This is a genomic window from Pelagimonas varians (assembly GCF_003208435.1).
Taxonomy (GTDB): domain Bacteria; phylum Pseudomonadota; class Alphaproteobacteria; order Rhodobacterales; family Rhodobacteraceae; genus Pelagimonas; species Pelagimonas varians.
Genome location: NZ_QKMF01000027.1, coordinates 1 through 20,173, shown reverse-complemented (window position 1 = coordinate 20,173; position 20,173 = coordinate 1). Strand labels below are relative to the sequence as shown.

Below are 20,173 nucleotides of genomic sequence, written 5' to 3'. Positions count from 1 at the left end.
TGGCCTGGGCGGCAGACCGCTCAGGCGACCCTCACTTTGCAGTTCATTGTGGGAGACGAATGGCCCGGGGACATTGGGCACCGATCACACCGCTGATGGAGGTGTCAAAGACTGTCGGGGATTTCTTTATCAAGTTTGCGGCGATGGCATCCGGACAGGGCGGAGCCGCAGTGTACAAGCTGGAGGTTGACGGGAAAACCTGCCTTTGGCGATTGGCTCGACCCAAAGGGGTATCGGCCGAGAGCGCACAGGCCGACGCTCTGGCCGCAGGGTTTTTCTGCGAAATTCTAATGCGGGCTGCCGGACCAGCGTGGGACACAGATGAGATCGTTGTCGTGATATCGGATGACAGGATTGTTCCTGCCGACTTCCTTCCTCGAACCTCAGTCGTTGCAGGTGTTGCGGGTATGAGTATGAGGTTCAGGTCGGACATATTGTCCCTTGAAATAGCTCCATTGGACGAGCACATACCGACCAAGCCATTGATGCCGTTGTATACTGAGTCTACCTCTTGCGCCGCAACCGTGAGCGAATTGTTGGCTGCGAACTTGAGAAACCCTGACTTTGGGATCGACGATGTCGCAGCCGCGCTTGGCCTGAAACGCTGGCGATTGCAGGTGCTGCTGAAAGACGAAGAAACCAGCCTTTCTGTCCTTAAGAACGATTTACGCAAGGAGTTTTCCCTCCAACGTGTCGCAAATTCGCAAGAGACAATTTCAGCCATTGCCAGTGAGCTTGGGTACACCAACCGTGCCAACTTCACTCGTGCATTCCGGAATTGGACAGGCATGTCGCCAAAGGAGTACCGGTCTTAGGTGGTCGGCCACCGAGTTGTTCTTAGCTCAACTCAGGCTCACCAGCAGTTACGTTTCGTAAAGCAGACATTGTTCAAATTCGCAGCGAATGGCAGGTCTCCGCCCTCTCAGCCAAAGTTGGGCCAATGCTGCACTCTGCACGAATGACTTGGAAGGGTTGCCTGCGGTCTTTGGGCAACCGGGATCACAGGTGATTTCGCTGCAGACTTGCTGCGGCACCGCCGCAAGGCAGGTCTGAGCCCATAGTTACACGATCTCTACTTCGCAGCGAATGGCGGCTGTGTGGTATCAGCACCAGCTGAGGAATAAGTCAAAACTTGCTTGTCGAATACAATAGTTGTATGTTGCAAATATGTTTGATTATGATGCGATTCCACTTCATTGGGTGAACCGTCTTGGCTTCTTGACGCGCAAGAAGCTGAGCGTGTTGTTTGGCAAGGCAGGCCACACCGTCAGCCCGGAAGAATGGGCGATACTGCTGGTCCTTTGGCAAAAGGGGCCGCAAAGCCCAGGCGCTGTGGCCGAAGTCACGTTTAAAGACAGAACAACCGTGACGCGCCTGATCGACACGATGGTGCGCAAAAAACTCGTCATGCGGACAGAAGACGCGGCGGATCGACGGCGCAGCATCGTCACCCTTAGCCCTCGTGGAACGGCGCTTGAGACCGAATTGGTCCCGATCGCCCAGGGTCTTATCGGGCAGGCGCTGGCTGGGATTCCGGCCAAGGATATCGAAACCACCATAAGCACCTTGCGCGCAATGACAGAGAACCTGTCCGCCGCACCGCAAAATGTTTCAGCACAAAGGGTCATCACGGATGAATAGCTACAATTACGACGAATTCTCGACTGGCGACTATGACTTTGATACGGAGGTCGGCCCGAGTGTCGGCGACAAAGCACCCGACTTTGAATTGACGACTGCAACCGGTGAAACCAAGAACCTGCTTGATTTTTCGGGCGAATTTCTTGTTCTGGAAATGGGAAGCATCACATGCCCCCTATTCCAAAGCAGACGTGGCATCATGCAGCCTCTCGCCCAGACAGATGGCGCAAGCTCTGCAGTGTTATATGTCCGAGAAGCTCATCCCGGGGCTGACATCCAAAGCCACAAAAGCTTTGATGATAAAATGGGCTGTGCGGTGCGTTTAACCTGCGAGGATGGAGAGACCAGAACCGTCTTTGTCGATGGGTTGGAAGGGAAAGCCCACGCGGCCTACGGCAGCATGCCGAACGCCGTGTTCATCATCAATAAAGGTGGATGCGTGGCTTACCGCGCCGATTGGAACAATCCGACCGCAACCCGAAAGGCATTGCAGGCCCTTCTTGCCGGACGTGCGGTTACATCAAAACCCTACTTTCGACCCGCGCTTCCAACAACTGTGTTCAGAACACTGGGCAACGCAGGCAAAGGCTCTGCCGCGGATTTCTTGAAAGGTTTGCCGTTCCTTTTCTGGACAAACATCATAAAGCGCAATTTGCGGTTACTCTTCAACCGCCCTAAGAGCGGATCAAAGCACACGACCTGCTAGGTGATGAACATTGGCATAGGTGAGTTAAGCTGACGCCAGCGTCAGCCATGAACACCTTCTAAAAATTATCTCTTATTGAAACTCCCTCGAAGCTGACTTTGGCGCAAGCGCAGCAAATTGGCGCTTTGTCCGCTGACCTTCCCTCCGGTCATCGAAAATGCTGCACGGTGTGTCGAATGGCTGGTCTGGTGAAGCTGCAACGCGGCGTTGGTTGATCTGGCCAAGGTCGGGTGTGGGCCGTTCGTTCTTTGCGAGACTATGCATGACCCAACTTTGCAAAGTCTGGTTTCTGCGCTTAGCTGACCTTGATACCTGGCGCAGCTTGTGGATTTTGGTCAGCTAAGGTTTGAACGGCCGCTTTTGCCGTTCTGGCCCGATGCCTTTGCAGACGCGGCTAAAGGCAGATCTCCGCCCGACTTTCCAATATTCAAGTCTTGCTCATTAAGCACCTTGCAGCCAGCCAAGCCCATAGTCCAACTTTGTGAGGGCCTCGCGCTTCGGCTCCATCGAACTGCCTCCTGAATACAGCCCATAACTCGTGATCGCCTTCTGGTACCCCAAGATGTCCGCAGCGATTCCTTCGGGCACACCTGCTCGTTCATGTTGAGTAGCCATGGTTTTTCGTAAGGAGTGGAAGACATATCTGCTGTATTATTTGAGTTTGGTTTTGGTCTTGATGAAGCTTCCACTGATGGCAAATGCTTGGCCACCGTATTGATCCATCTTCAAATCAGGAAAAAATAATTGGTGACTAATACCATCAACTCTTGCACGAGAGACTTGATGGCACTGTGCATGGGGATCCACCGATTACCGGTTGTTGTTTTGGCGCGGTGTATCGTGATCGAGTCTTCGCTGACATTGACGTATTTCAAGGTAGCGATCTCTTTAATTCGGTAACCAGTGTGTATCGCTATTAAGAAATCCGCTTGCTGCATTCCTTTGTCACTGGCCATGATTGCTTGATGTAGCATGCCGATATCGGGTTATGCGAAGGGCTGTCGTGACTTATTAGCAGCGTCCTTACGATTCTATTTGGGTAAATCTATGCCACTGAATGGGTTCGGCAAATCCTCAGGTGCGTATTTTTGATGTACCAGCCAACACCAGTCCATCTTTAGGACGCTGTCCCTGATTGTTTTATTCTCGAGACCCCGTTCTTGTGACAGCTTGTTGATATAACGCCGCGTAGTTCGATGGTCCACGCTTTGGACGGTGATCTTATAGGTCGTGATCACGTTGGCCTCTGCTTCCTTGGAAAGCTGCTCCACATTCTGCACCTTTTAGGTTCCAGAAAGCTTCTTTAGCGTCTCTTATTCAATCCCTGCCAGTGCATCGGAGTCAGTGTTCGTGTTGCTGCGTGCGGCGCTGAGTTGGAGGTGCACCTTCTTGAGGCAATCGTAGTCGAGGTGCTGCATTGGGGTGCCCCGGGCTTGTGGAATGTCGTCTTTGAATTTCGCGATGAGTAGAACAGAGCGAACACTTGCGACAGTCTTGTCTGCTGTTTGCAGTGATTTCTTGAACGCCCGTTTGCCAATAATGTGTTGAACGTCGGCGGGAATCGCGCCTTTCACAGGCCACATCTGACCGATACGGATGAGATGGTTTTGCATAGGGTATCTGACCGTTTTTACCCGGAATTGTAACCAGTTTTCACCCAGGAATCGTGTTTATCAGGCATTAAGGGGAATTGTCTGGTGCTGCTGGAGAGAATCGAACTCTCGACCTCTCCCTTACCAAGGGAGTGCTCTACCTCTGAGCTACAGCAGCACTGTGAGCGGGCTTCTAGACGTGGGGCAGGCAGCGCGCAAGGGGAGAATTTGAAAAAATGTCATCTTGGGGGAAATAGTTTGGTCGGGCTTGCGGTCGAAGAAGGGGCACCACTGGACCCATGTGATTGGGTGGGGTAAAGCAGGGTTTATGGATCAAAACAAACCGACCCCGAAAAAGTACAAAGATGCTGGACGCGAAGACCGTTTAAAAGCGGCGCTCAAGGCCAATATGGGCCGCCGCAAGGCGCAGACCAAGGCGCGCACCCAAGCAGACAACAGTGCTGGAAATTCGGGGCAACAGGCGACACAGGACAAGGACTGACGGGCATGGATTCGATTGTAGTGACGGGCAATGGCCCATTGAATGGTGATATTCCGATTGCCGGGGCGAAAAACGCTTGTTTGACATTGATGCCGGCCACGCTTTTGAGCGAAGAGCCGCTGACTTTGACCAACGCGCCGCGCTTGTCGGATATCCGCACCATGACAACCTTGCTGCAATCACTGGGGGCCGAAGTCACCAGCATGCAAGACGGACAGGTTTTGGCGATGTCGAGCCACGATCTGACCAGCCAGCGCGCGGAGTATGATATCGTGCGCAAAATGCGGGCTTCTATTCTGGTTCTGGGGCCATTGTTGGCGCGCTACGGCTACGCCGAAGTGTCTTTGCCTGGCGGCTGCGCGATTGGGGCACGTCCGGTGGATCTGCACCTGAAGGCCTTTGAAGCGATGGGCGCGGAGCTAGACCTGCGCGACGGATATGTACACGCTAAAGCCCCCAAGGGCGGGTTGCGCGGCGGTATCGTTGATTTTGCGTTCGCATCTGTTGGCGCAACTGAAAATGCCTTGCTGGCAGCAGTCTTGGCTAAAGGTACAACCGTTCTGAACAATGCCGCCCGCGAACCCGAAATCGTCGATCTGGCGGATTGCCTGCGCAAAATGGGCGCGCAGATCGAAGGTGATGGATCCAGCACGATCACCATTCAGGGCGTGGATCGTCTTGGCGGTGCAACCCACCGTGTTGTTACGGATCGCATTGAACTGGGCACCTATATGCTGGCACCGGCGTTTTGCGGCGGCGAAGTGACCTGCCTTGGCGGGCGTCGCGATTTGCTGGCGGTGTTCTGTGATAAACTCGAAGAGGCGGGCGTTTCGGTTACAGAAACGGACAAAGGCCTAACCGTGACCCGCAAGTCGGACCGTATCAAAGCCGTGAACATCACAACCGAGCCGTTCCCGGGCTTTCCGACGGATTTGCAGGCGCAAATGATGGCGTTGCTGTGTACAGCCGAAGGAACCTCGGTTCTCGAAGAGAAGATCTTTGAAAACCGGTTTATGCATGCGCCTGAATTGATCCGCATGGGGGCAAATATTGAGGTTCACGGCGGGACTGCGACGGTCAAGGGCGTGGATAAACTGCGTGGTGCGCCGGTGATGGCGACGGATCTGCGCGCCTCGGTGTCGTTGATTCTTGCCGGATTGGCAGCCGAAGGCGATACCAAAGTCAGCCGTGTCTATCACCTTGATCGTGGCTACGAACACGTGGTGCGCAAGCTGTCCAGTGTGGGCGCACAAATCGAAAGGGTCAAAGGCGAATGAGCGAAGATGCACGGTTTGAGGATGGCGGCGATCAACCGCTGAATTTGGGCGCGCTGGACGGCGATGACCTGCAAGTGATTGCGGCTTTGGTCCAAGACGCAGTTTTGCCTGTGTCGGAAATTGCATACCAAAAGCGTCACCGGCGGCTGTGTCTCTTGTTGAACCGTATGCGCCACGAAGACATTGCGGCGGCCAAGAAATTTGGTCGTCCGGTAGAGCGGGTTCAATCCTTGCTGACAATTGAAGGCGTCTTGAACGTTGGCGCGCAGGGCGTCGATAAATCCGACCCTGATATGATTTTGTCGATCTTAACCGTTGCGTTTGAGGCCGGAGAGGACGGTGCAGGGCATGTTGTTCTGACGTTGGCCGGTGATGGTGCGTTGCGCGCCGATGTCGAGGCGCTTGAACTGACGCTCAAGGATGTTACCCGGCCCTATATTGCGCCATCGCGCAAGGCACCGTCGCACCCAGAGTGATCAGGCCGCTAACCATTGATGACCTCGAAGCCTATCGCGCCTTGTGGCTCGATGGGTTGCGGCGTGTGCCTGATGCGTTTTTGCTGACAGAAGTTGAGGCATTGGCGCTGACGGACATTTCATTGATTGCAAAACTGCAAAACGAACGGATTTGGGGCAGCTTTGCCCAAGATCGTCTAAATGGCATTGTCGCCATGCAACCCGGCAGGCTGGAACGCCTTCGTCACATGGCGGACATCGGCCCGCTCTATGTTCATCCCAGCGCGCAAGGGCAGGGGGTTGCCCAAGCGCTGTTGTCGGTGGCGATTGTGGCCGCGCGTGACATGGGGCTGTTGCAACTGGAACTGTGTGTTGATGCAACAAACACCCGTGCCATTGCGCTATATCAGGCCGCCGGTTTTGTTCAATTCGGGCGTAGACCGCGTTCGGTTATCGTGAATTGCAGGCCACGCGACGATTTGCTGATGCTTAAGGCGCTCGACGCGGCTTGAGCCTGGCGGCGGGTCAGTTTATGCAGCCCGCATAACACCGGAGAAGCCGCCATGCCCGTCTTTCTTGATGCTGCCCAACCTGACTTTGAAACCGCATTTACCGCGCTGCTGAATGCCAAGCGTGAAGATAGCCCGGATGTCGACGCCATTGTTGCCGGGATCATTGCGGATGTGCGTGCGCGCGGCAATGAGGCCGTGCTTGAGCTGACCGAGAAATTTGATCGGCTGAAACTGGATGCTGACAGCCTGCGGTTTTCGCCCGAAGAAATCGAAGCCCATTGTGCCACCGTCCCAAATGCGGAGCGAGAAGCGCTTGAGTTGGCCGCAGAGCGTATTCGCGCCTATCATGCGCGTCAAATGCCAAGCGACGACAGTTGGACAGACAGTTCAGGCGCAACGCTTGGCTGGCGCTGGACGGCTGTTTCGGCGGCGGGCCTGTATGTGCCCGGTGGTTTGGCGTCTTATCCTTCGTCGGTTTTGATGAATGCGATCCCTGCCAAGGTTGCAGGCGTTGAACGGCTGGCGATTGCGGTACCCACGCCGGATGATGTGGTCAATCCACTGGTCTTGCTGGCGGCCAAGATTTCCGGTGTTGACGAAATCTACCGCATGGGCGGCGCTCAAGCGATTGCGGCCCTTGCCTACGGCACGGAAACGATTGCCCCCGTTGATAAAATCACCGGTCCCGGAAATGCTTTTGTGGCCGCAGCAAAACGCCGGGTTTTTGGTAAGGTTGGCATCGACATGATCGCTGGACCATCTGAAATTCTGGTGATCGCCGATGCCGACAATGACCCCGACTGGATCGCGCTGGATCTGATGAGCCAAGCAGAGCATGACGAAAGCGCCCAGTCGCTTTTGATTACAACCGACGCTGGTTTTGGCCGTGCCGTGGCGGCAGCGGTGGACAAACGGCTAGAGACGCTGGAGCGCCGGGCTATTGCCGGAGCCAGTTGGCGGGACTACGGCGCGATTATCACTGTACGAGATTTGGATGAGGCGGCAGAGCTATCCAATCGCATCGCCCCCGAACATCTTGAGCTTTGCGTGGCAGATCCCGAAGCGCTGGCCGGCAAGTGCCCGCACGCCGGTGCGATTTTCCTTGGCCAATGGACTCCTGAAGCGATTGGTGACTATGTCGGTGGCCCGAACCACGTGCTGCCAACGGCACGCTCTGCACGGTTCAGCTCGGGCCTGTCGGTGATGGATTTTGTCAAACGGACCACTATGGCGCGGATGACACCCGAAGCCTTGCGCGCCATCGGTCCGGCAGCTGAGGTCCTGGCGACCTCAGAAAGCCTTGAAGCGCACGGCCTGTCTGTGACCGCGCGTTTGAAAAAGCTGAACGGTTGAGGAAACGAGCGTCGCGTAAAATGCCCCTAAGCGGGTTCGCCGCCAAGCACTTCCCAAAAATCGGCTCTCAAGTTGTGGTGCGGGAAGGGTATGTCTGGTTCCGCAACCTGTAGAAACGCGCAAAGCGGTGCCCAGCCTTCGGCGACATCAAAAACCAAGAGGCGGTCTGCCGGCACTGCGGCACGAACATCGCAGGTGCGTTTTTCAAAGGTGGCAATCGCTGTATCGCGATCTCGAAAATTGCCACCGAATGTCGCCTCTCCGATGAATTGACTGTTCATATCAAGGATGTCGCGAACGAGTGGCGGAAAATCCAGTTCCTTGTGTCGTTCCAATAGTTTGCCAATGGTCTTGTCAAAACTGGCCCACCATTTTTCGATCGGGCGAACAGAGTGCACTACCTTCGCGTCCGGGAATGCCGCGACGGTTTGTTCCCAATAATGCGCCCCTGGCCAGTCCACTTGACTGGAATACCCGTTGAAAACAGTCTCCCAATCTCTGGTGTCGCCATTTGCAAGCGCCTGCCAAGTTGGCACCTGATCGGGGTATTCCAAAAGCTCGTGCATGTGATGGCAGGGACCAAAGCCAAGCGTCTCAAGCGCATCTTTGAGTGATTTCGTGCCGGTCCGGCCAAATCCAGACCCAATAACTTTTAAAGCCATTTTCTCCCCCCGTTTTCATTGATTGTACTTAACACAGTTCTGTGAATCTGAGTGGGAATTTTGCGGCGCAGGACAAGGTGCCTGTTGGGTTTGCGAAAACACGGGCGTGTCGGAACGTGCCAATTTTCAACGCATGGTCGGCATTGGCAGAAAGTCGCGGGCGGCAAGGGCGCTCTTTCATTGCCCCTTGGCCATCTGCGCGTTACACCTTTGTGCAACAGCATGAGTGACCATTGCCATGAACCGTATTGCCCGTATTGAACTTGATGACGCCAATCTGCCGCCTCCAACGCCAGAGATCGAACAAGAACGCCGTGTGGCGATGTATGATCTGATGGAGGAGAACAGTTTTGTTCTGCCCGTTCGGGACGGTCGGGTTGTGCCGGATGGCCCATATGATGTGGGTTTGTCCATCCGTGAAAAACGATTGGTCTTTGATGTAACCACACCCGCCAAAGACAAAGCGGCCGAATTTCACCTCTCCTTGTCGCCGTTCCGGCAAGTGGTCAAAGATTACTTTCAAATCTGCAAAAGCTATTTTGATGCGGTGAAAACCCTACCGCCTAGCCAAATCGAGACGATCGATATGGCGCGGCGCGGGATTCACAACGAAGGGGCCCGGATTTTGCAAGAACGCCTTGATGGCAAAGTCGAAGTGGATGATGCCACGGCCCGCCGTTTGTTCACGCTGGTGTGTGTGTTGCATTTTGGGGGCTGATCGGTTGGGAAAACGGCCTCAATCGGTGCTGTTTTGTTGCGATCACAACGCAGTGCGTTCCCCCATGGCCGAAGGGATCATGAAAAAGCTGTTTGGAGCGCAGACCTATGTGCAATCTGTCGGCGTTATGAATGACCTCGAAATAGACGGGTTCGCTATTGCCGTTTGTGATGAAATAGGCGTCGAGCTATCACGCCATCGGTCGCGATCTTTCGAGGAAATGGAAGAAAACGGCGAGGCCCTTTCAGGCTTTGATGTGATTGTGACATTGTCGCCGGCGTCTCAGCGCCGTGCCTTGGAACTGACACGATACTATCATCTAACAGTTGAATACTGGCCGATAATGGATCCGACCGGCATTGGTGAAACGCGCGAACAAAAGCTGAATTCTTATCGGCAAACCCGTGATCAATTGGCGGATCAGTTGAAGCAAAAGTGGGGATAAGGCAGCTGTCTCCTCCCGCGTTGATTCGACAGCATGCGGCAACCTGACCCACGCCTTGCACGCTTGGCTTGGCGGAATGGCGGATTTTGGCGCAGATTTGACCCAGCATTAACCTTGCTGTGCTGTTATGTGGGTTGAAAAACACACGCAATAGGCTCATATCGCTCATGCCCTGCGTCTGACAGGGCGGCAAATTTAGGAGAAAACATGGCCAAGGAAGATACGCTCGAATTTCCAGGTGTCGTGAAGGAACTCCTGCCAAATGCGACATTCCGGGTCGAGCTTGAGAACGGCCATGAGATTATCGCACATACGGCAGGCAAGATGCGTAAGAACCGCATCCGCGTTCTGGCTGGCGACAAGGTACAAGTTGAAATGACCCCTTACGACCTGACTAAGGGGCGGATCAACTACCGCTTTAAGTAAGCGTTGATACGCAAACCGCCGGGCCAGCAGCCCGGCGATTTTCTTTGCGCTGCAGGTGCGGCATGCTCAAAACTCTTGCAAGAGTTTTGCAAAAGTTTTCGAAAACTTTTGGTATCGCTTTCCGCGCGCGCAGCCCACATAATTTCCCCATCATTTAGACTTTGGTTTTGCCACGATGACCGACAAACCTCGCCTTATCCTTGGCTCTGGCAGCCCGCGCCGCCGCGAACTCTTGGCCCAGTTGGGCATCACGGCTGACGACATCCGTCCTCCCGAAATTAACGAAGATCCCGCCAAGGGGGAGGATCCGCGCCCGTATTGTGTGCGTCTTGCCCGCGAAAAGGCGCAGGCGATCCCTTCGGATCCGTCTGAGATTGTTTTGTCTGCGGATACCACCGTTGCCTTGGGCCGCCTTATTTTGGGCAAACCGCGTGATGCTGGCGAAGCGGCTGAGTTCCTGACCAAATTGTCAGGGCGACGCCACCGGGTGATTACCGCTGTTGCCGTGCGCAAAGGTGATCAGATTTGGGAACGCGACGTGGTCACGCAGGTCAAGATGAAAAATCTGTCGAATGAAGAGTTGAACGCCTATCTTGCTACCAATGATTGGCAAGGCAAGGCTGGCGGCTATGCCATTCAAGGCCCTGCGAGCGCCTTTATCCCTTGGATCAACGGATCCTTCACCGCTGTTGTTGGTCTGCCACTGGCCGAAACCGCAAATTTGCTCGTGGCAGCGGGCTATCCAATCTATGAGGTCGCGTCATGAAGGGCACAACCATTGCACTTGACCATTGGCAAGGGCGCGAAGCTGCGGCTTTGATTCAAGATGGTCAACTTGAAGACCTGTTGATCGATACCGATCTGCCGCGGCCGGGAACTATTTATCGCGGCATCGCGGACCGACCTGTCAAAGGCCAAGGGGGGATGTTTTTACGGACCCCTGATGGCAATGCATTCTTGAGGCAAGTCAAAGGCCTGAAACCGGGACAACCTTTGTTGGTGCAGGTTACAGGCTATGCGGAACTGGGCAAAGCTATTCCCGTTACTCAGCGTCTTTTGTTCAAATCGCGTTACGCCATCGTGACGCCGGATGCGCCGGGCATCAATATTTCGCGCCGTATTCGCGATGAAGACGCGCGCGAAATGGTGTTGGCTGCGGCCCATGAAGCCATGGCAGAGGTGCCATTGCCAGAGAATGCGGGTTTGATCTTACGGTCTTGCTGCGCAGAGGCTGCGCCCGAAGACATCACCGATGATGTGTTGGCGATGTGCCAGCTTGCCACCGCCGTGTTGAGCGACGTGGACGGCGACGCAGAAACGCTGGCCGAAGGTGATGGACCGCATGCGCAGGCATGGCGTGAATGGGTTGATCCGGCGCATATTGCATCGGAAGAGGGCAGTTTCGAGCATCACGAAGTGCTTGATATGATAGATGCGGCGATGCAGCCGCATGTGCCGCTTGCAGGTGGCTATTCGATGATCATCGAACCGACTTCGGCTTTGGTGGCGGTCGACATTAACACCGGAGGCGACACATCGTTTTCGGCGGGTTTGAAGGCCAATCTGGCGGCGCTCAAGGATTTACCGCGTCAGTTGCGTCTGCGAGGTCTTGGCGGCCAGATCATCGTCGATCCCGCTCCGTGCCCTAAGAAAGACCGTAAGCAGCTCGAAGGTAGCCTGCGTGCCGCGTTGAAACGTGAATCCACCGAAACAATTTTGGCAGGTTGGACGCAGCTTGGCTTGATGGAAATCCAGCGTAAACGGGACCGTGTGGCGCTCAAATCCTTGCAGGTTCGGGCATGAGTTGCCCGATCTGTGCCCGCGAAACAGATGCCAAGTTTCGCCCGTTCTGTTCCAAGCGTTGCGCGGATGTGGATCTGGCGAAATGGCTGACCGGTTCTTATGCGGTGCCGTCAGATGATCCTGAGGACATCGAGCAGGCCGCCATTGCATCGCAAGAGGCACAGCGCAAACCGCATTGATGCGCGCGGGTTTTTCCTAGACCTCTGGACAGTGCTGACAACTCATGGTCCTTTGCCCTCTCGGAGGAGTTTATGAACGCGCATCCCACACATCCCCCCGCCTTTCCACGGATTGAGCAAGTTGGGCTTGATGGTCTTCTGGTCCGGTTTGCAGAGAGCCTGACGGAACCTGCGAACCGTGCGGCGATCGCATTGCGGGCAGCGGTTGAGCAGGTGCAATGGGAGGGGGTCGAAGAATGCTCGACCTCTTTGGTGTCCGTCTTTGTGCGCTTTGATCCGTTGCATTTGGACCATGCCGTTTTACGCCATCAATTGGGTCAGTTGATGCATTCCCAAGACTGGTATGCCGCCCCGATGCCGACGGGCCGACGGTTGTTTCATATTCCGACAGTCTATGGTACGGATTTGGCCCCGCAACTGGTTGAAGCTGCAGAAAAAGCAGGTCTGAGCGAGGCACAGGCCATTGCGTCGCTAAGCGGGGCGCAAACCCGAGTGACCACTATCGGCTTTGCTCCGGGCCAGCCGTATTTGGGCACGCTGCCAGAAGAATGGAATATCCCGCGCCAGACGTCATTGACTCCGCAGGTGCCGGTTGGGGCCTTGGTTGTCGCCATTCGTCAGCTTGTTTTGTTCTCGGTGTCCACGCCCACAGGCTGGCGCCACATTGGCCAGACGGCAGCGCGGTTGTTTCGGCCCGACACTGAAACTCCGTTTCTATTGCGGCCGGGGGATGAGGTCCGCTTCCCGTCGATCGGCCGCGCTGAATATGAGAATTTGAAAACAGACCCATCCGCCGGCATCCGGCAGGAGGCGCTGACATGAGTGTTGTGATTGTCCATCAAGTGGGGCCGGGCGTGACCGTTCAAGATACAGGGCGCGCGGGTTATCTGGCTTTGGGATTGTCGCGGGGCGGCGCTGTGGACCGGATGGCCTTGGCCGAGGGGGCTGCGCTGCTTGGCCAACCTGTTGGGGCGGCACTGGAAATGGCGGGCATGGGGGGGCGGTTTGAAGTGACCGCGCCGACCCGTATTGCGCTGACCGGCGCGCCGATGCGGGCCAGCTTGGATGGGGCGGCATTGGCGTGGAATGCGTCGCACCTGCTGCTTGCTGGCGGTATGCTTGATATTGGCGGGGCGACCAGCGGTGTTTACGGATACCTGAGTTTTGGCGGCACCCTGGCGACTCCGACCTTGCTGGGTGGGCAAGGGGTTCATCTGGCAGCTGGCCTTGGCCGCGCAGTTGCGGCGGGTGACCGACTGGCGATTGGCCCTGACACGGGTACGGTGACAGGGCAGGGGCTCAAGGTGGCACCGCGCTGGGATGGCGGGATATTGCGGGTTTTGCCCAGCCTGCAAACGGATTTGTTCACACAAGCGCAGCGCGACCGCTTCGAAAGCACAACTCTGTTACGCGACAGCCGCGGCAACAGGATGGGGGTTCGCTTGCAGCCTGAGGGCGAGGGTTTCGGTCTGACCGCCGGTGGGACAATCTTGTCAGAGGTGATTACACCCGGCGATATTCAAATTCCGGGTGACGGCGCGCCCTATGTATTGCTGGCAGAGTGTCAGACCACCGGAGGCTATCCGCGTATTGGCACCGTCATTCCTGCCGATCTGCCAAGGGTTGCTCAAACCTCTGCCGGAACGGCGCTGCGCTTTCGCTTTGTCACGTTGGAAGAGGCCCTGATGGCAGAGCGCGCCTACCGCAAACATCTTGCGGACTTGACGCGAAGCCGATTTGCCTTGGTCCGTGATCCACACGACATATCCGATTTGCTATCCTATACCCTGATCAGCGGCGTCACCGCCGGAGAGGACCCGTTATGACCCAGCTAAGCGTCGATCTGAATGCCGATATGGGAGAGAGCTTTGGCCCTTGGGTGATGGGGCAAGATGCTGCGCTGCTTGAGGTCATCACCTCTGCCAATATTGCCTGCGGGTTTCATGCCGGTGATCCTGATGTGATGGCCGACACCATTGCGCTTGCGCATAAAAACGGCGTGGGCATCGGATCACATCCCGGCTTTCCAGATCTGCAAGGGTTTGGTCGCCGCAATATGAAATTGCCCGCCAAAAGCCTGCGCAATCTGGTGCAATACCAATTGGGGGCGTCTTTGGCAGTGGCGCAGGCGCAGGGTGCCCAAGTGCGGCACCTAAAGCTTCACGGCGCATTGGCAAACATGTGCTCTGCCGATGAAGAGATGGCGACAGCATGCTACGAAGCGGCGTTGGAAGTGGCTCCCGATATCATCATCATGGTGCTGGCGGCCACCGCGCAGCAGCGAGCGGTAGAAAAGCTAGGCTGTCTTTGGGCGGGCGAGATTTTCGCGGACCGCGCCTACAATGCCGATGCGACTTTGGTGGATCGCAGCCTTCCGGGCGCAGTCATCCATGACGCCGATCTGGCCGCACAGCGCATTGTCAAAATGGTGCAGGCCGGGGCGATCCTGCCGGAAACGGGAGAGCCAATTCCAGCAGCTGTCGACACGATTTGCCTGCATGGCGACGGGGCGACTGCGTTGCAAATCGCCCGCGCCGTGCGCGCAGCTTTGCAAGAGGCTGGCGTCACCCTCACTCCATTTGAAGGGCGACGCTCAACCTGATTTGTTTCACTGATGTGTGACGCAAGTTGCTATGCGGGTTGCGATGTCTTGGATCAACGCCGGATACAGACCAGCACCGGTTTCCAAAGCGCCGCCAAGAGGATCGATACGGGCAATCTGGGCGGTGTCCGGGTCCCAGTTGACGCTGGTTAGAAGACGCTCATTTGCCCCCGGTTCCATCAAAAAGCAGACGGGCTGATCGGATTCAAAAGCAGTGCGCAGGGTGTCAATGCGCTTGGGGCCGGGCTGCACGGCATCACTGTCGGATATCGCGCCGATAACATGCAATCCAAACGCTTGTTCATAGTACTGAAAGGCATCGTGATAGGCAGCAAGTGGGACATCTTTTGCGGGTTCCAGCCTAGCTTGGGCCTGCACTTGCGCTGCCTTGATTAGATCAATCGCTTCGGCAGCATTTTGCAAATATTGATCCGAATTGTCTTGGTCAACCGAGGCCAGCGCTTGTGCAATTTTCGGAAGCCAAACCATGGCATTCTCGGGGTCGAGCCAGAGATGCGGATCGACGGTTGTTTCACCGTCTGGCGCATTGTCGTGCCCATGATCATCGTGCCCGTCGTCATCCTTTTCGTCATGCTCGTCGCCGTGTTCGTCATGTTCTTCGCCATGATCGTCGTGGTCATCATGCGCCTCATCATGATCGTCATGTTCCTCGTGGTCATCCTCGTGGTGGTCATGCTCAAACAAAGCATTCTCGCGATAGGGCAGCAGATGCGCGCCTTCGATGTCGATCAACGCCACCTGCGTCGCGTTTGGTGCCAAAACCTCTAACTGGTCCTCAAATCCGGGTGACATTTGCGGGCCAATCCAGATCACAAGGTCTGCTTTGCTCAGGCTTTGGGCTTGCGACGGGCGCAGGGCCATATCGTGGGGAGACGCGCCTGCCTCGACCAGCGCGTCCGGCGAACCGATCTGCCCCATGACCATTGCGACAAGACTTTGGATTGGTGGAATATCCGTCACTACTTTTGGGGCGGATGCAAAAGCAGAGGTTGTGCCGAGTAAGAGAGTAATGCAGGCAGATCGCAGAATCATGATGGGTCCTTGATGTGTTATGATATAACGTTACTCGTCTTGTAGTGTGTTAGGATATAACATATCAAGCCCCAAACTGAACAGGACGCCTCGAATGGATCCAATTGGATTTCAAACCCATGATCACGCCCATTGTATCGAAAATTCGTTGGGGGTTGCTGACCAAACATGTCGCGAAAATGGCCTCCAGCTGACGGCTGTTCGTCGGCGGGTTCTGGAAATTTTATTGCAAAAACATTGTGCTATGGGTGCATATGAGGTTCTGGATCAATTGCGCTCTGAGGGCATGGGCTCTCAGCCTCCGGTGGCCTATCGGGCGTTGGATTTTCTGGTAAGTCACGGGTTTGCCCATCGAATCGAGCGTTTGAATGCATTTGTCGCGTGCGCCCATCCGGGTCAGCAGCACGCACCGTGTTTTTTGATCTGCACAAGCTGTTCGGCGGTGGTCGAGGCCCCCGGCCGACCGGCCGCCGAAGCGCTGGGTATTTCAGCCCGCGAATTGGGGTTCGAAATTGAACGCGTTGCAATCGAAGCCGAAGGAAAATGTCCGCGTTGCCAAGAAAAGGTCAATGCATGATTCCCCTGATCCAAGCCCGTGAACTGTTGGTGAAACGGGGCAGCACCCAGATTTTGCGGGATGTCGATTTTCAAATCGCCCCGCGTGAAATTGTAACGGTCGTTGGTCCGAACGGGTCTGGAAAATCAACGCTTTTGAAGGCTTTGATCGGGGCGGTTCCAATCGCGCAAGGCAAGGTCACACGCAAGACGGGCTTACGGTTGGGGTATGTCCCGCAAAGCCTGCAGATTGACCCTTCGTTGCCGATGACCGTGGGACGCTTTTTGAACCTTCCTCGCAAAAGCCCACGGGCCGAACGGGACCTTGCCTTAGCTGAAGCCGGAGCCGAGGATCTGGCCGATCGTCAGTTGACGGATTTGTCGGGGGGGCAATTTCAACGGGCTTTGCTGGCGCGTGCATTGTTGAACCGTCCCGAATTGCTGCTTTTGGACGAACCGACAACGGGCCTCGACCAACCGGGGCAGGCGGCATTCTACCGGCGCATTGAAACGGTCCGCGAACAATTGGGTTGCGCGGTGCTTATGGTCAGCCATGACTTGCATGTGGTGATGAGCGCGTCGGACCGGGTGATTTGTGTGAACGGTCATATCTGCTGTGAGGGCCATCCCGAAGTGGTGGCGCAGGCCAAGGAATATCGTGCATTGTTTGGTTCGGGCACGGGAGGCGCGCTGGCGCTGTATCGTCACCAGCATTCCCACGATCACGACGACAGTTGCGATCATGCGCATGGAGAGCAGACCTGATGCTGGATCATTTCTTGGTTCGCGCCGTTCTGGGCGCAGTTGGGGTTGCTTTTGCAGCAGCCCCTTTGGGTGTTTTTGTTGTTTGGCGCCGCATGGCTTATTTTGGCGATGCCACTGCCCATGCGGCCATTTTGGGTGTGGCTCTGGCTCTGGCCGCGTCAGTCCCCGTGTTTGCGGGGACTTTGCTGGTTTCGCTAGGCATGGCATTTGCGGTCGCCGGATTGACCAAGCGCGGGGTCGGTGCCGACATGGTGCTTGGCGTTGCCAGCCATGCAGCACTGGCCTTTGGGTTGGTCGCGGTCACTTTGGTCGAAGGGCCGCGCCTTGACCTGCAAGCCTATCTGTTTGGCGATATTCTTGCGGTAGGAAAAACCGATCTTGCATTGATTTGGGGCGGGGCCATTTTGGTGTGGATTTTGATGGTTTGGCGTTGGCAAGCCATGCTTTTGGCGACCCTTTCGCCAGATTTGGCTTACGCGTCGTCGGTAGACCCTGAGCGGGAAAAGCAGGTGTTGATGTTGGCTTTGGCGCTGGTTGTTGCCGTTGCAATCAAGATTGTCGGAGCCTTGTTGATCGGTGCCTTGCTGATCATTCCAGCGGCTGCAGCCCGGCCTTTTGCGCGCACACCTGAACAGATGGTGATCGGCGCGGTTGGACTGGGGGTTTGCGCCGCGTTGCTGGGTCTTTGGGGCGCGTGGGAGTTTGACACGCCAGCGGGGCCAAGCATCGTATGTGCCGCAGCTGTGATATTTGCGATCAGCACGATTTTTGGCCGAAAGTCGCATTCGTGACGGCATCACCTAGCTCAGGTTGAGGACCATGTATGTGCTCAGTGGATCAGCGGTGTAGCTGCCGAATGGCTGGCACTCTTCAAAGCCTGCACTGAAATACATGGCGCGCGCGGCGGCAAAACCGGGCTGCGTACCGGTTTCCAGCCACGCGGCTTTGGCTCCTTGGAATTTTGCTGTTTCAAGCAGGCTATGCAGGACCGCGCCGCCATAGCCCAACCCGCGTTTTTCGCGGACAGTGTGCATGGATTTCAGTTCTACGCCGTCTTTAAAAGGTTTCAGCGCGCCCACAGCGCAGACCTCTCCGGAATGATCGCGAAGCGCGTAGAGCAGTGCTCCGGAGTTGCGCAAACCTTGTGATGTCATCACATGGCAGCTTTCTTCAGGGGATCCGGCCCGCATGTCGGCAAAGTGGCGGGACAACACTAGATCCACAGCGGTATCCGGTCCGGTGATGGCGTCAATCGTAAAACAGTCTTGTATCATTCCCCGAGCGTGCGTGGCCGCTGACTGTTTCACAAGTAAAGATTATCGGGTTGCCGGAAGGTGAGCCTCAATTTGCCTATTTTGCGGAAAAAAATTCCAAAAACTGCATTTGTTTAAGCCGCAACAGTTGCGAGAACTCTTGATCTGGAGTGTCATCGGACTGACCGCAGGGACTAAACTTGTTGGCAACGCTTGATATCTGACGCGGAGGTGCACACTCGGCCTTGGGGGAAGGAACTTTTTACTTGCAAATTGGGGTAGGATATTGAGGGTATTTTCACGCGTAAAAATAATTGTGTTTTCTGCGCGAAACTGAGGGGTACGAAATATGGATACGCCTGACACGCCGCATGTAAACAAAGAGCGCATCGATACGATGGAGCATTTGTCTGCCGCCATCGGTGTCTCACGTCCGACCTTGTCGCGCTACTTTCAAGATCCGGATAATGTAAGTCGCACCTCGCGTGAGCGTATTCGAAAGGGCTTGGAGCGGGTGGAGTACGTGCCCAACTTTTTCGCGACTCGGATGAACCGGAAATCAACCGGAATGATTGGCGTCATCATACCGTATCTAAACGACCTGTTCTTTAGCCGTTTGCTTGAGGCTATCGAGCGTGCCGCAATGGATGTGGGGTATACGGTCATTACGCAATGTTCGCATTCGGATCCCGCAATCGAGGCGCGCGCGGCTGAAACCTTGATGTCGATGAATGTGGAGGGGGCACTGGTTGCGCCTCTGGGCAATCACAGTGATCTGGATGTGCATGAACGGCTGCGATCCAGATTGCCATTTGTTATGGTGGATTCTCGACCGGACACGATGCCAGAAGTCGATTTTGTTGGTACAAACCACTACCACAGCACCGGGTTGGCCACAGAGTATCTTGCGCGTGTCGGCGGTCCACCTGTTTTTTTGGCTATGCCGCGGGTGAACTTCAATGCCATGGAGCGAGAGCGCGCGTATATCGCAAAAATGGAGCAGTTGGGGCTTGAGCCCCGGATTGTCGGTGTGGAGGGTGTCTCTGGTGCCGGGTATTTTGAGGCGCATGGTCAGGCCGTTCTTGAGCGGGAGTTTTCAAGCGGCCGGTTGGTGGCGTCCTCTATACTTTGTGTAAACGACCGTGTCGCGATCGGGGCGCTTCGTGCGGCCGCAACGCATGGGTTGGAGGCGGGCGCGATGCAGAGGGGCGGTTTGCGAATCGCTGGCCATGATGATTATCCCTTGTGTCCCTATACAGTGCCAAGCTTGACCACGGTTGCGCAAAATGTGGATGCGATTGGGCGAACTGCGGTGGCGCGACTGGTCGAAAGTATACGCGCGGAAAAAAGCTCAGGCAAACAGATCCTTAAGCTGTTTGATGGTGAGATGAAAATTCGTGAATCCGCATAGATTGCTGGCTATCCAGCCTAAAAATTCACAGCCGGAATGCAATTTTTGTTGACGTTAACGCTAACATTACATTAGGAAATAGGCAGTAGAAATGCTCTGGAGGCACTTGGTTAGAGCATAATATTTACATGCGTAAATTCTTGGGAGGGAATTATGACACTGAAATGCACACTACTAACGACAGTTGTTGGATTGGGATTGAGCGCGGGTATAGCATCTGCGGAGACGATCACGATTGCGACGGTTAACAACGGTGACATGAT

The 20,173-nt window shown here is 55.5% G+C and carries 27 protein-coding genes and 1 tRNA gene; 21 read left to right on the top strand and 7 right to left on the bottom strand.

The features are described 5' to 3' along the window. Positions 1-59 precede the first annotated feature (59 nt). The 3 genes from C8N36_RS22330 (at position 60) to C8N36_RS22320 (ending at position 2,347) form a co-directional block, all read left to right on the top strand. A complete protein-coding gene (locus C8N36_RS22330) occupies positions 60-815 on the top strand; it encodes a helix-turn-helix domain-containing protein (RefSeq protein WP_484237535.1) in 756 nt (251 codons plus the stop codon). A gap of 352 nt (positions 816-1,167) precedes the next feature. Further along, positions 1,168-1,641 carry a MarR family winged helix-turn-helix transcriptional regulator gene (locus tag C8N36_RS22325; protein WP_097806922.1) on the top strand — a complete coding sequence of 158 codons (474 nt, stop codon included), beginning with the start codon at positions 1,168-1,170 and terminating at the stop codon, positions 1,639-1,641. After that, positions 1,634-2,347: a deiodinase-like protein gene (locus tag C8N36_RS22320; protein ID WP_170125961.1), complete on the top strand. Its 714-nt coding sequence runs from the start codon at positions 1,634-1,636 to the stop codon at positions 2,345-2,347. The genes C8N36_RS22325 and C8N36_RS22320 overlap by 8 nt, the downstream gene beginning before the upstream one ends. A gap of 441 nt (positions 2,348-2,788) precedes the next feature. Here C8N36_RS22320 and C8N36_RS24295 read toward each other — a convergent pair whose 3' ends face one another. From C8N36_RS24295 to C8N36_RS22295, 4 genes are all read right to left on the bottom strand, one after another. Then, complete coding sequence (locus C8N36_RS24295) at positions 2,789-2,962, bottom strand: hypothetical protein (RefSeq protein ID WP_170125960.1); 174 nt, start codon at positions 2,960-2,962, stop codon at positions 2,789-2,791. Between the two features lie 110 nt (positions 2,963-3,072). Further along, complete coding sequence (locus C8N36_RS22310) at positions 3,073-3,321, bottom strand: site-specific integrase (RefSeq protein ID WP_097806919.1); 249 nt, start codon at positions 3,319-3,321, stop codon at positions 3,073-3,075. 339 nt (positions 3,322-3,660) lie between these two features. Further along, a complete protein-coding gene (locus C8N36_RS22300) occupies positions 3,661-3,960 on the bottom strand; it encodes a DUF6538 domain-containing protein (RefSeq protein ID WP_097806917.1) in 300 nt (99 codons plus the stop codon). A gap of 82 nt (positions 3,961-4,042) precedes the next feature. Continuing rightward, a tRNA-Thr gene (locus C8N36_RS22295) sits at positions 4,043-4,117 on the bottom strand. 150 nt (positions 4,118-4,267) lie between these two features. On the opposite strand from C8N36_RS22295, the gene C8N36_RS24290 reads away from it, so the two are divergent. From C8N36_RS24290 to hisD, 5 genes are read left to right on the top strand one after another with little or no spacing between them, the layout of a single operon-like run. Further along, entirely contained in the window at positions 4,268-4,441 is a 174-nt protein-coding gene (locus C8N36_RS24290) for a hypothetical protein (protein ID WP_170125959.1), read from the top strand. 5 nt (positions 4,442-4,446) lie between these two features. Then, positions 4,447-5,718, top strand: a complete 1,272-nt coding sequence (gene murA, locus C8N36_RS22290) for a UDP-N-acetylglucosamine 1-carboxyvinyltransferase (RefSeq protein ID WP_097806916.1) — start codon at positions 4,447-4,449, stop codon at positions 5,716-5,718. Further along, positions 5,715-6,194, top strand: coding sequence for a DUF2948 family protein (locus tag C8N36_RS22285; protein WP_097806915.1), 480 nt, complete (start codon positions 5,715-5,717; stop codon positions 6,192-6,194). The genes murA and C8N36_RS22285 overlap by 4 nt, the downstream gene beginning before the upstream one ends. Then, positions 6,191-6,685, top strand: coding sequence for a GNAT family N-acetyltransferase (locus C8N36_RS22280; RefSeq protein ID WP_097806914.1), 495 nt, complete (start codon positions 6,191-6,193; stop codon positions 6,683-6,685). Before C8N36_RS22285 ends, C8N36_RS22280 begins: the two co-directional genes overlap by 4 nt. Positions 6,686-6,736: 51 nt before the next feature. Then, positions 6,737-8,038, top strand: a complete 1,302-nt coding sequence (gene hisD / locus C8N36_RS22275) for a histidinol dehydrogenase (RefSeq protein ID WP_097806913.1) — start codon at positions 6,737-6,739, stop codon at positions 8,036-8,038. A 26-nt stretch (positions 8,039-8,064) separates the two neighbouring features. Here hisD and C8N36_RS22270 read toward each other — a convergent pair whose 3' ends face one another. Further along, positions 8,065-8,700, bottom strand: a complete 636-nt coding sequence (locus tag C8N36_RS22270; protein WP_097806912.1) for a sulfotransferase family protein — start codon at positions 8,698-8,700, stop codon at positions 8,065-8,067. A gap of 238 nt (positions 8,701-8,938) precedes the next feature. Here C8N36_RS22270 and C8N36_RS22260 point away from each other — a divergent pair, with 238 nt between their 5' ends. From C8N36_RS22260 to C8N36_RS22220, 9 genes are all read left to right on the top strand, one after another. Then, entirely contained in the window at positions 8,939-9,418 is a 480-nt protein-coding gene (locus C8N36_RS22260) for a UPF0262 family protein (RefSeq protein WP_097806936.1), read from the top strand. 4 nt (positions 9,419-9,422) lie between these two features. Then, a complete protein-coding gene (locus tag C8N36_RS22255; protein WP_097806937.1) occupies positions 9,423-9,863 on the top strand; it encodes an arsenate-mycothiol transferase ArsC in 441 nt (146 codons plus the stop codon). Positions 9,864-10,070: 207 nt separating this feature from the next. Continuing rightward, a complete protein-coding gene (infA, locus tag C8N36_RS22250) occupies positions 10,071-10,289 on the top strand; it encodes a translation initiation factor IF-1 (RefSeq protein WP_005978431.1) in 219 nt (72 codons plus the stop codon). Between the two features lie 175 nt (positions 10,290-10,464). Then, the gene (locus C8N36_RS22245; RefSeq protein ID WP_097806910.1) at positions 10,465-11,055 is read left to right on the top strand and encodes a Maf family protein; all 591 of its coding nucleotides are present in this window, start codon (positions 10,465-10,467) and stop codon (positions 11,053-11,055) included. Continuing rightward, a complete protein-coding gene (locus tag C8N36_RS22240) occupies positions 11,052-12,092 on the top strand; it encodes a ribonuclease E/G (protein WP_097806909.1) in 1,041 nt (346 codons plus the stop codon). The genes C8N36_RS22245 and C8N36_RS22240 overlap by 4 nt, the downstream gene beginning before the upstream one ends. Further along, a complete protein-coding gene (locus C8N36_RS22235) occupies positions 12,089-12,271 on the top strand; it encodes a DNA gyrase inhibitor YacG (protein WP_097806908.1) in 183 nt (60 codons plus the stop codon). Before C8N36_RS22240 ends, C8N36_RS22235 begins: the two co-directional genes overlap by 4 nt. Positions 12,272-12,343: 72 nt before the next feature. Further along, complete coding sequence (locus C8N36_RS22230) at positions 12,344-13,093, top strand: 5-oxoprolinase subunit B family protein (protein ID WP_097806907.1); 750 nt, start codon at positions 12,344-12,346, stop codon at positions 13,091-13,093. Continuing rightward, positions 13,090-14,097 carry a 5-oxoprolinase subunit C family protein gene (locus C8N36_RS22225; protein WP_097806906.1) on the top strand — a complete coding sequence of 336 codons (1,008 nt, stop codon included), beginning with the start codon at positions 13,090-13,092 and terminating at the stop codon, positions 14,095-14,097. The genes C8N36_RS22230 and C8N36_RS22225 overlap by 4 nt, the downstream gene beginning before the upstream one ends. Next, positions 14,094-14,873, top strand: a complete 780-nt coding sequence (locus tag C8N36_RS22220; protein ID WP_097806905.1) for a LamB/YcsF family protein — start codon at positions 14,094-14,096, stop codon at positions 14,871-14,873. Before C8N36_RS22225 ends, C8N36_RS22220 begins: the two co-directional genes overlap by 4 nt. A gap of 6 nt (positions 14,874-14,879) precedes the next feature. Here the strand turns inward: C8N36_RS22220 and C8N36_RS22215 are convergent, their stop codons facing one another. Further along, positions 14,880-15,926 (bottom strand): zinc ABC transporter substrate-binding protein, encoded by a 1,047-nt coding sequence (locus C8N36_RS22215; protein WP_097806904.1) that lies wholly within the window; start codon positions 15,924-15,926, stop codon positions 14,880-14,882. A 94-nt stretch (positions 15,927-16,020) separates the two neighbouring features. Here C8N36_RS22215 and C8N36_RS22210 point away from each other — a divergent pair, with 94 nt between their 5' ends. Genes C8N36_RS22210 through C8N36_RS22200 form a run of 3 tightly spaced genes read left to right on the top strand, consistent with a single transcriptional unit; the run spans position 16,021 to position 18,037 of the window. Next, on the top strand, positions 16,021-16,503 hold the full coding sequence (locus C8N36_RS22210; RefSeq protein ID WP_097806903.1) for a Fur family transcriptional regulator: 483 nt from the start codon (positions 16,021-16,023) through the stop codon (positions 16,501-16,503). Further along, entirely contained in the window at positions 16,503-17,246 is a 744-nt protein-coding gene (locus C8N36_RS22205; RefSeq protein ID WP_170125964.1) for a metal ABC transporter ATP-binding protein, read from the top strand. Before C8N36_RS22210 ends, C8N36_RS22205 begins: the two co-directional genes overlap by 1 nt. Beyond that, positions 17,246-18,037 (top strand): metal ABC transporter permease, encoded by a 792-nt coding sequence (locus C8N36_RS22200; RefSeq protein WP_097806901.1) that lies wholly within the window; start codon positions 17,246-17,248, stop codon positions 18,035-18,037. Before C8N36_RS22205 ends, C8N36_RS22200 begins: the two co-directional genes overlap by 1 nt. A gap of 9 nt (positions 18,038-18,046) precedes the next feature. Here the strand turns inward: C8N36_RS22200 and C8N36_RS22195 are convergent, their stop codons facing one another. Next, positions 18,047-18,520, bottom strand: a complete 474-nt coding sequence (locus C8N36_RS22195) for a GNAT family N-acetyltransferase (RefSeq protein ID WP_097806900.1) — start codon at positions 18,518-18,520, stop codon at positions 18,047-18,049. Between the two features lie 328 nt (positions 18,521-18,848). Here C8N36_RS22195 and C8N36_RS22190 point away from each other — a divergent pair, with 328 nt between their 5' ends. Continuing rightward, positions 18,849-19,910: a LacI family DNA-binding transcriptional regulator gene (locus C8N36_RS22190; protein ID WP_245911030.1), complete on the top strand. Its 1,062-nt coding sequence runs from the start codon at positions 18,849-18,851 to the stop codon at positions 19,908-19,910. The last annotated feature ends 263 nt before the right edge of the window (positions 19,911-20,173 follow it).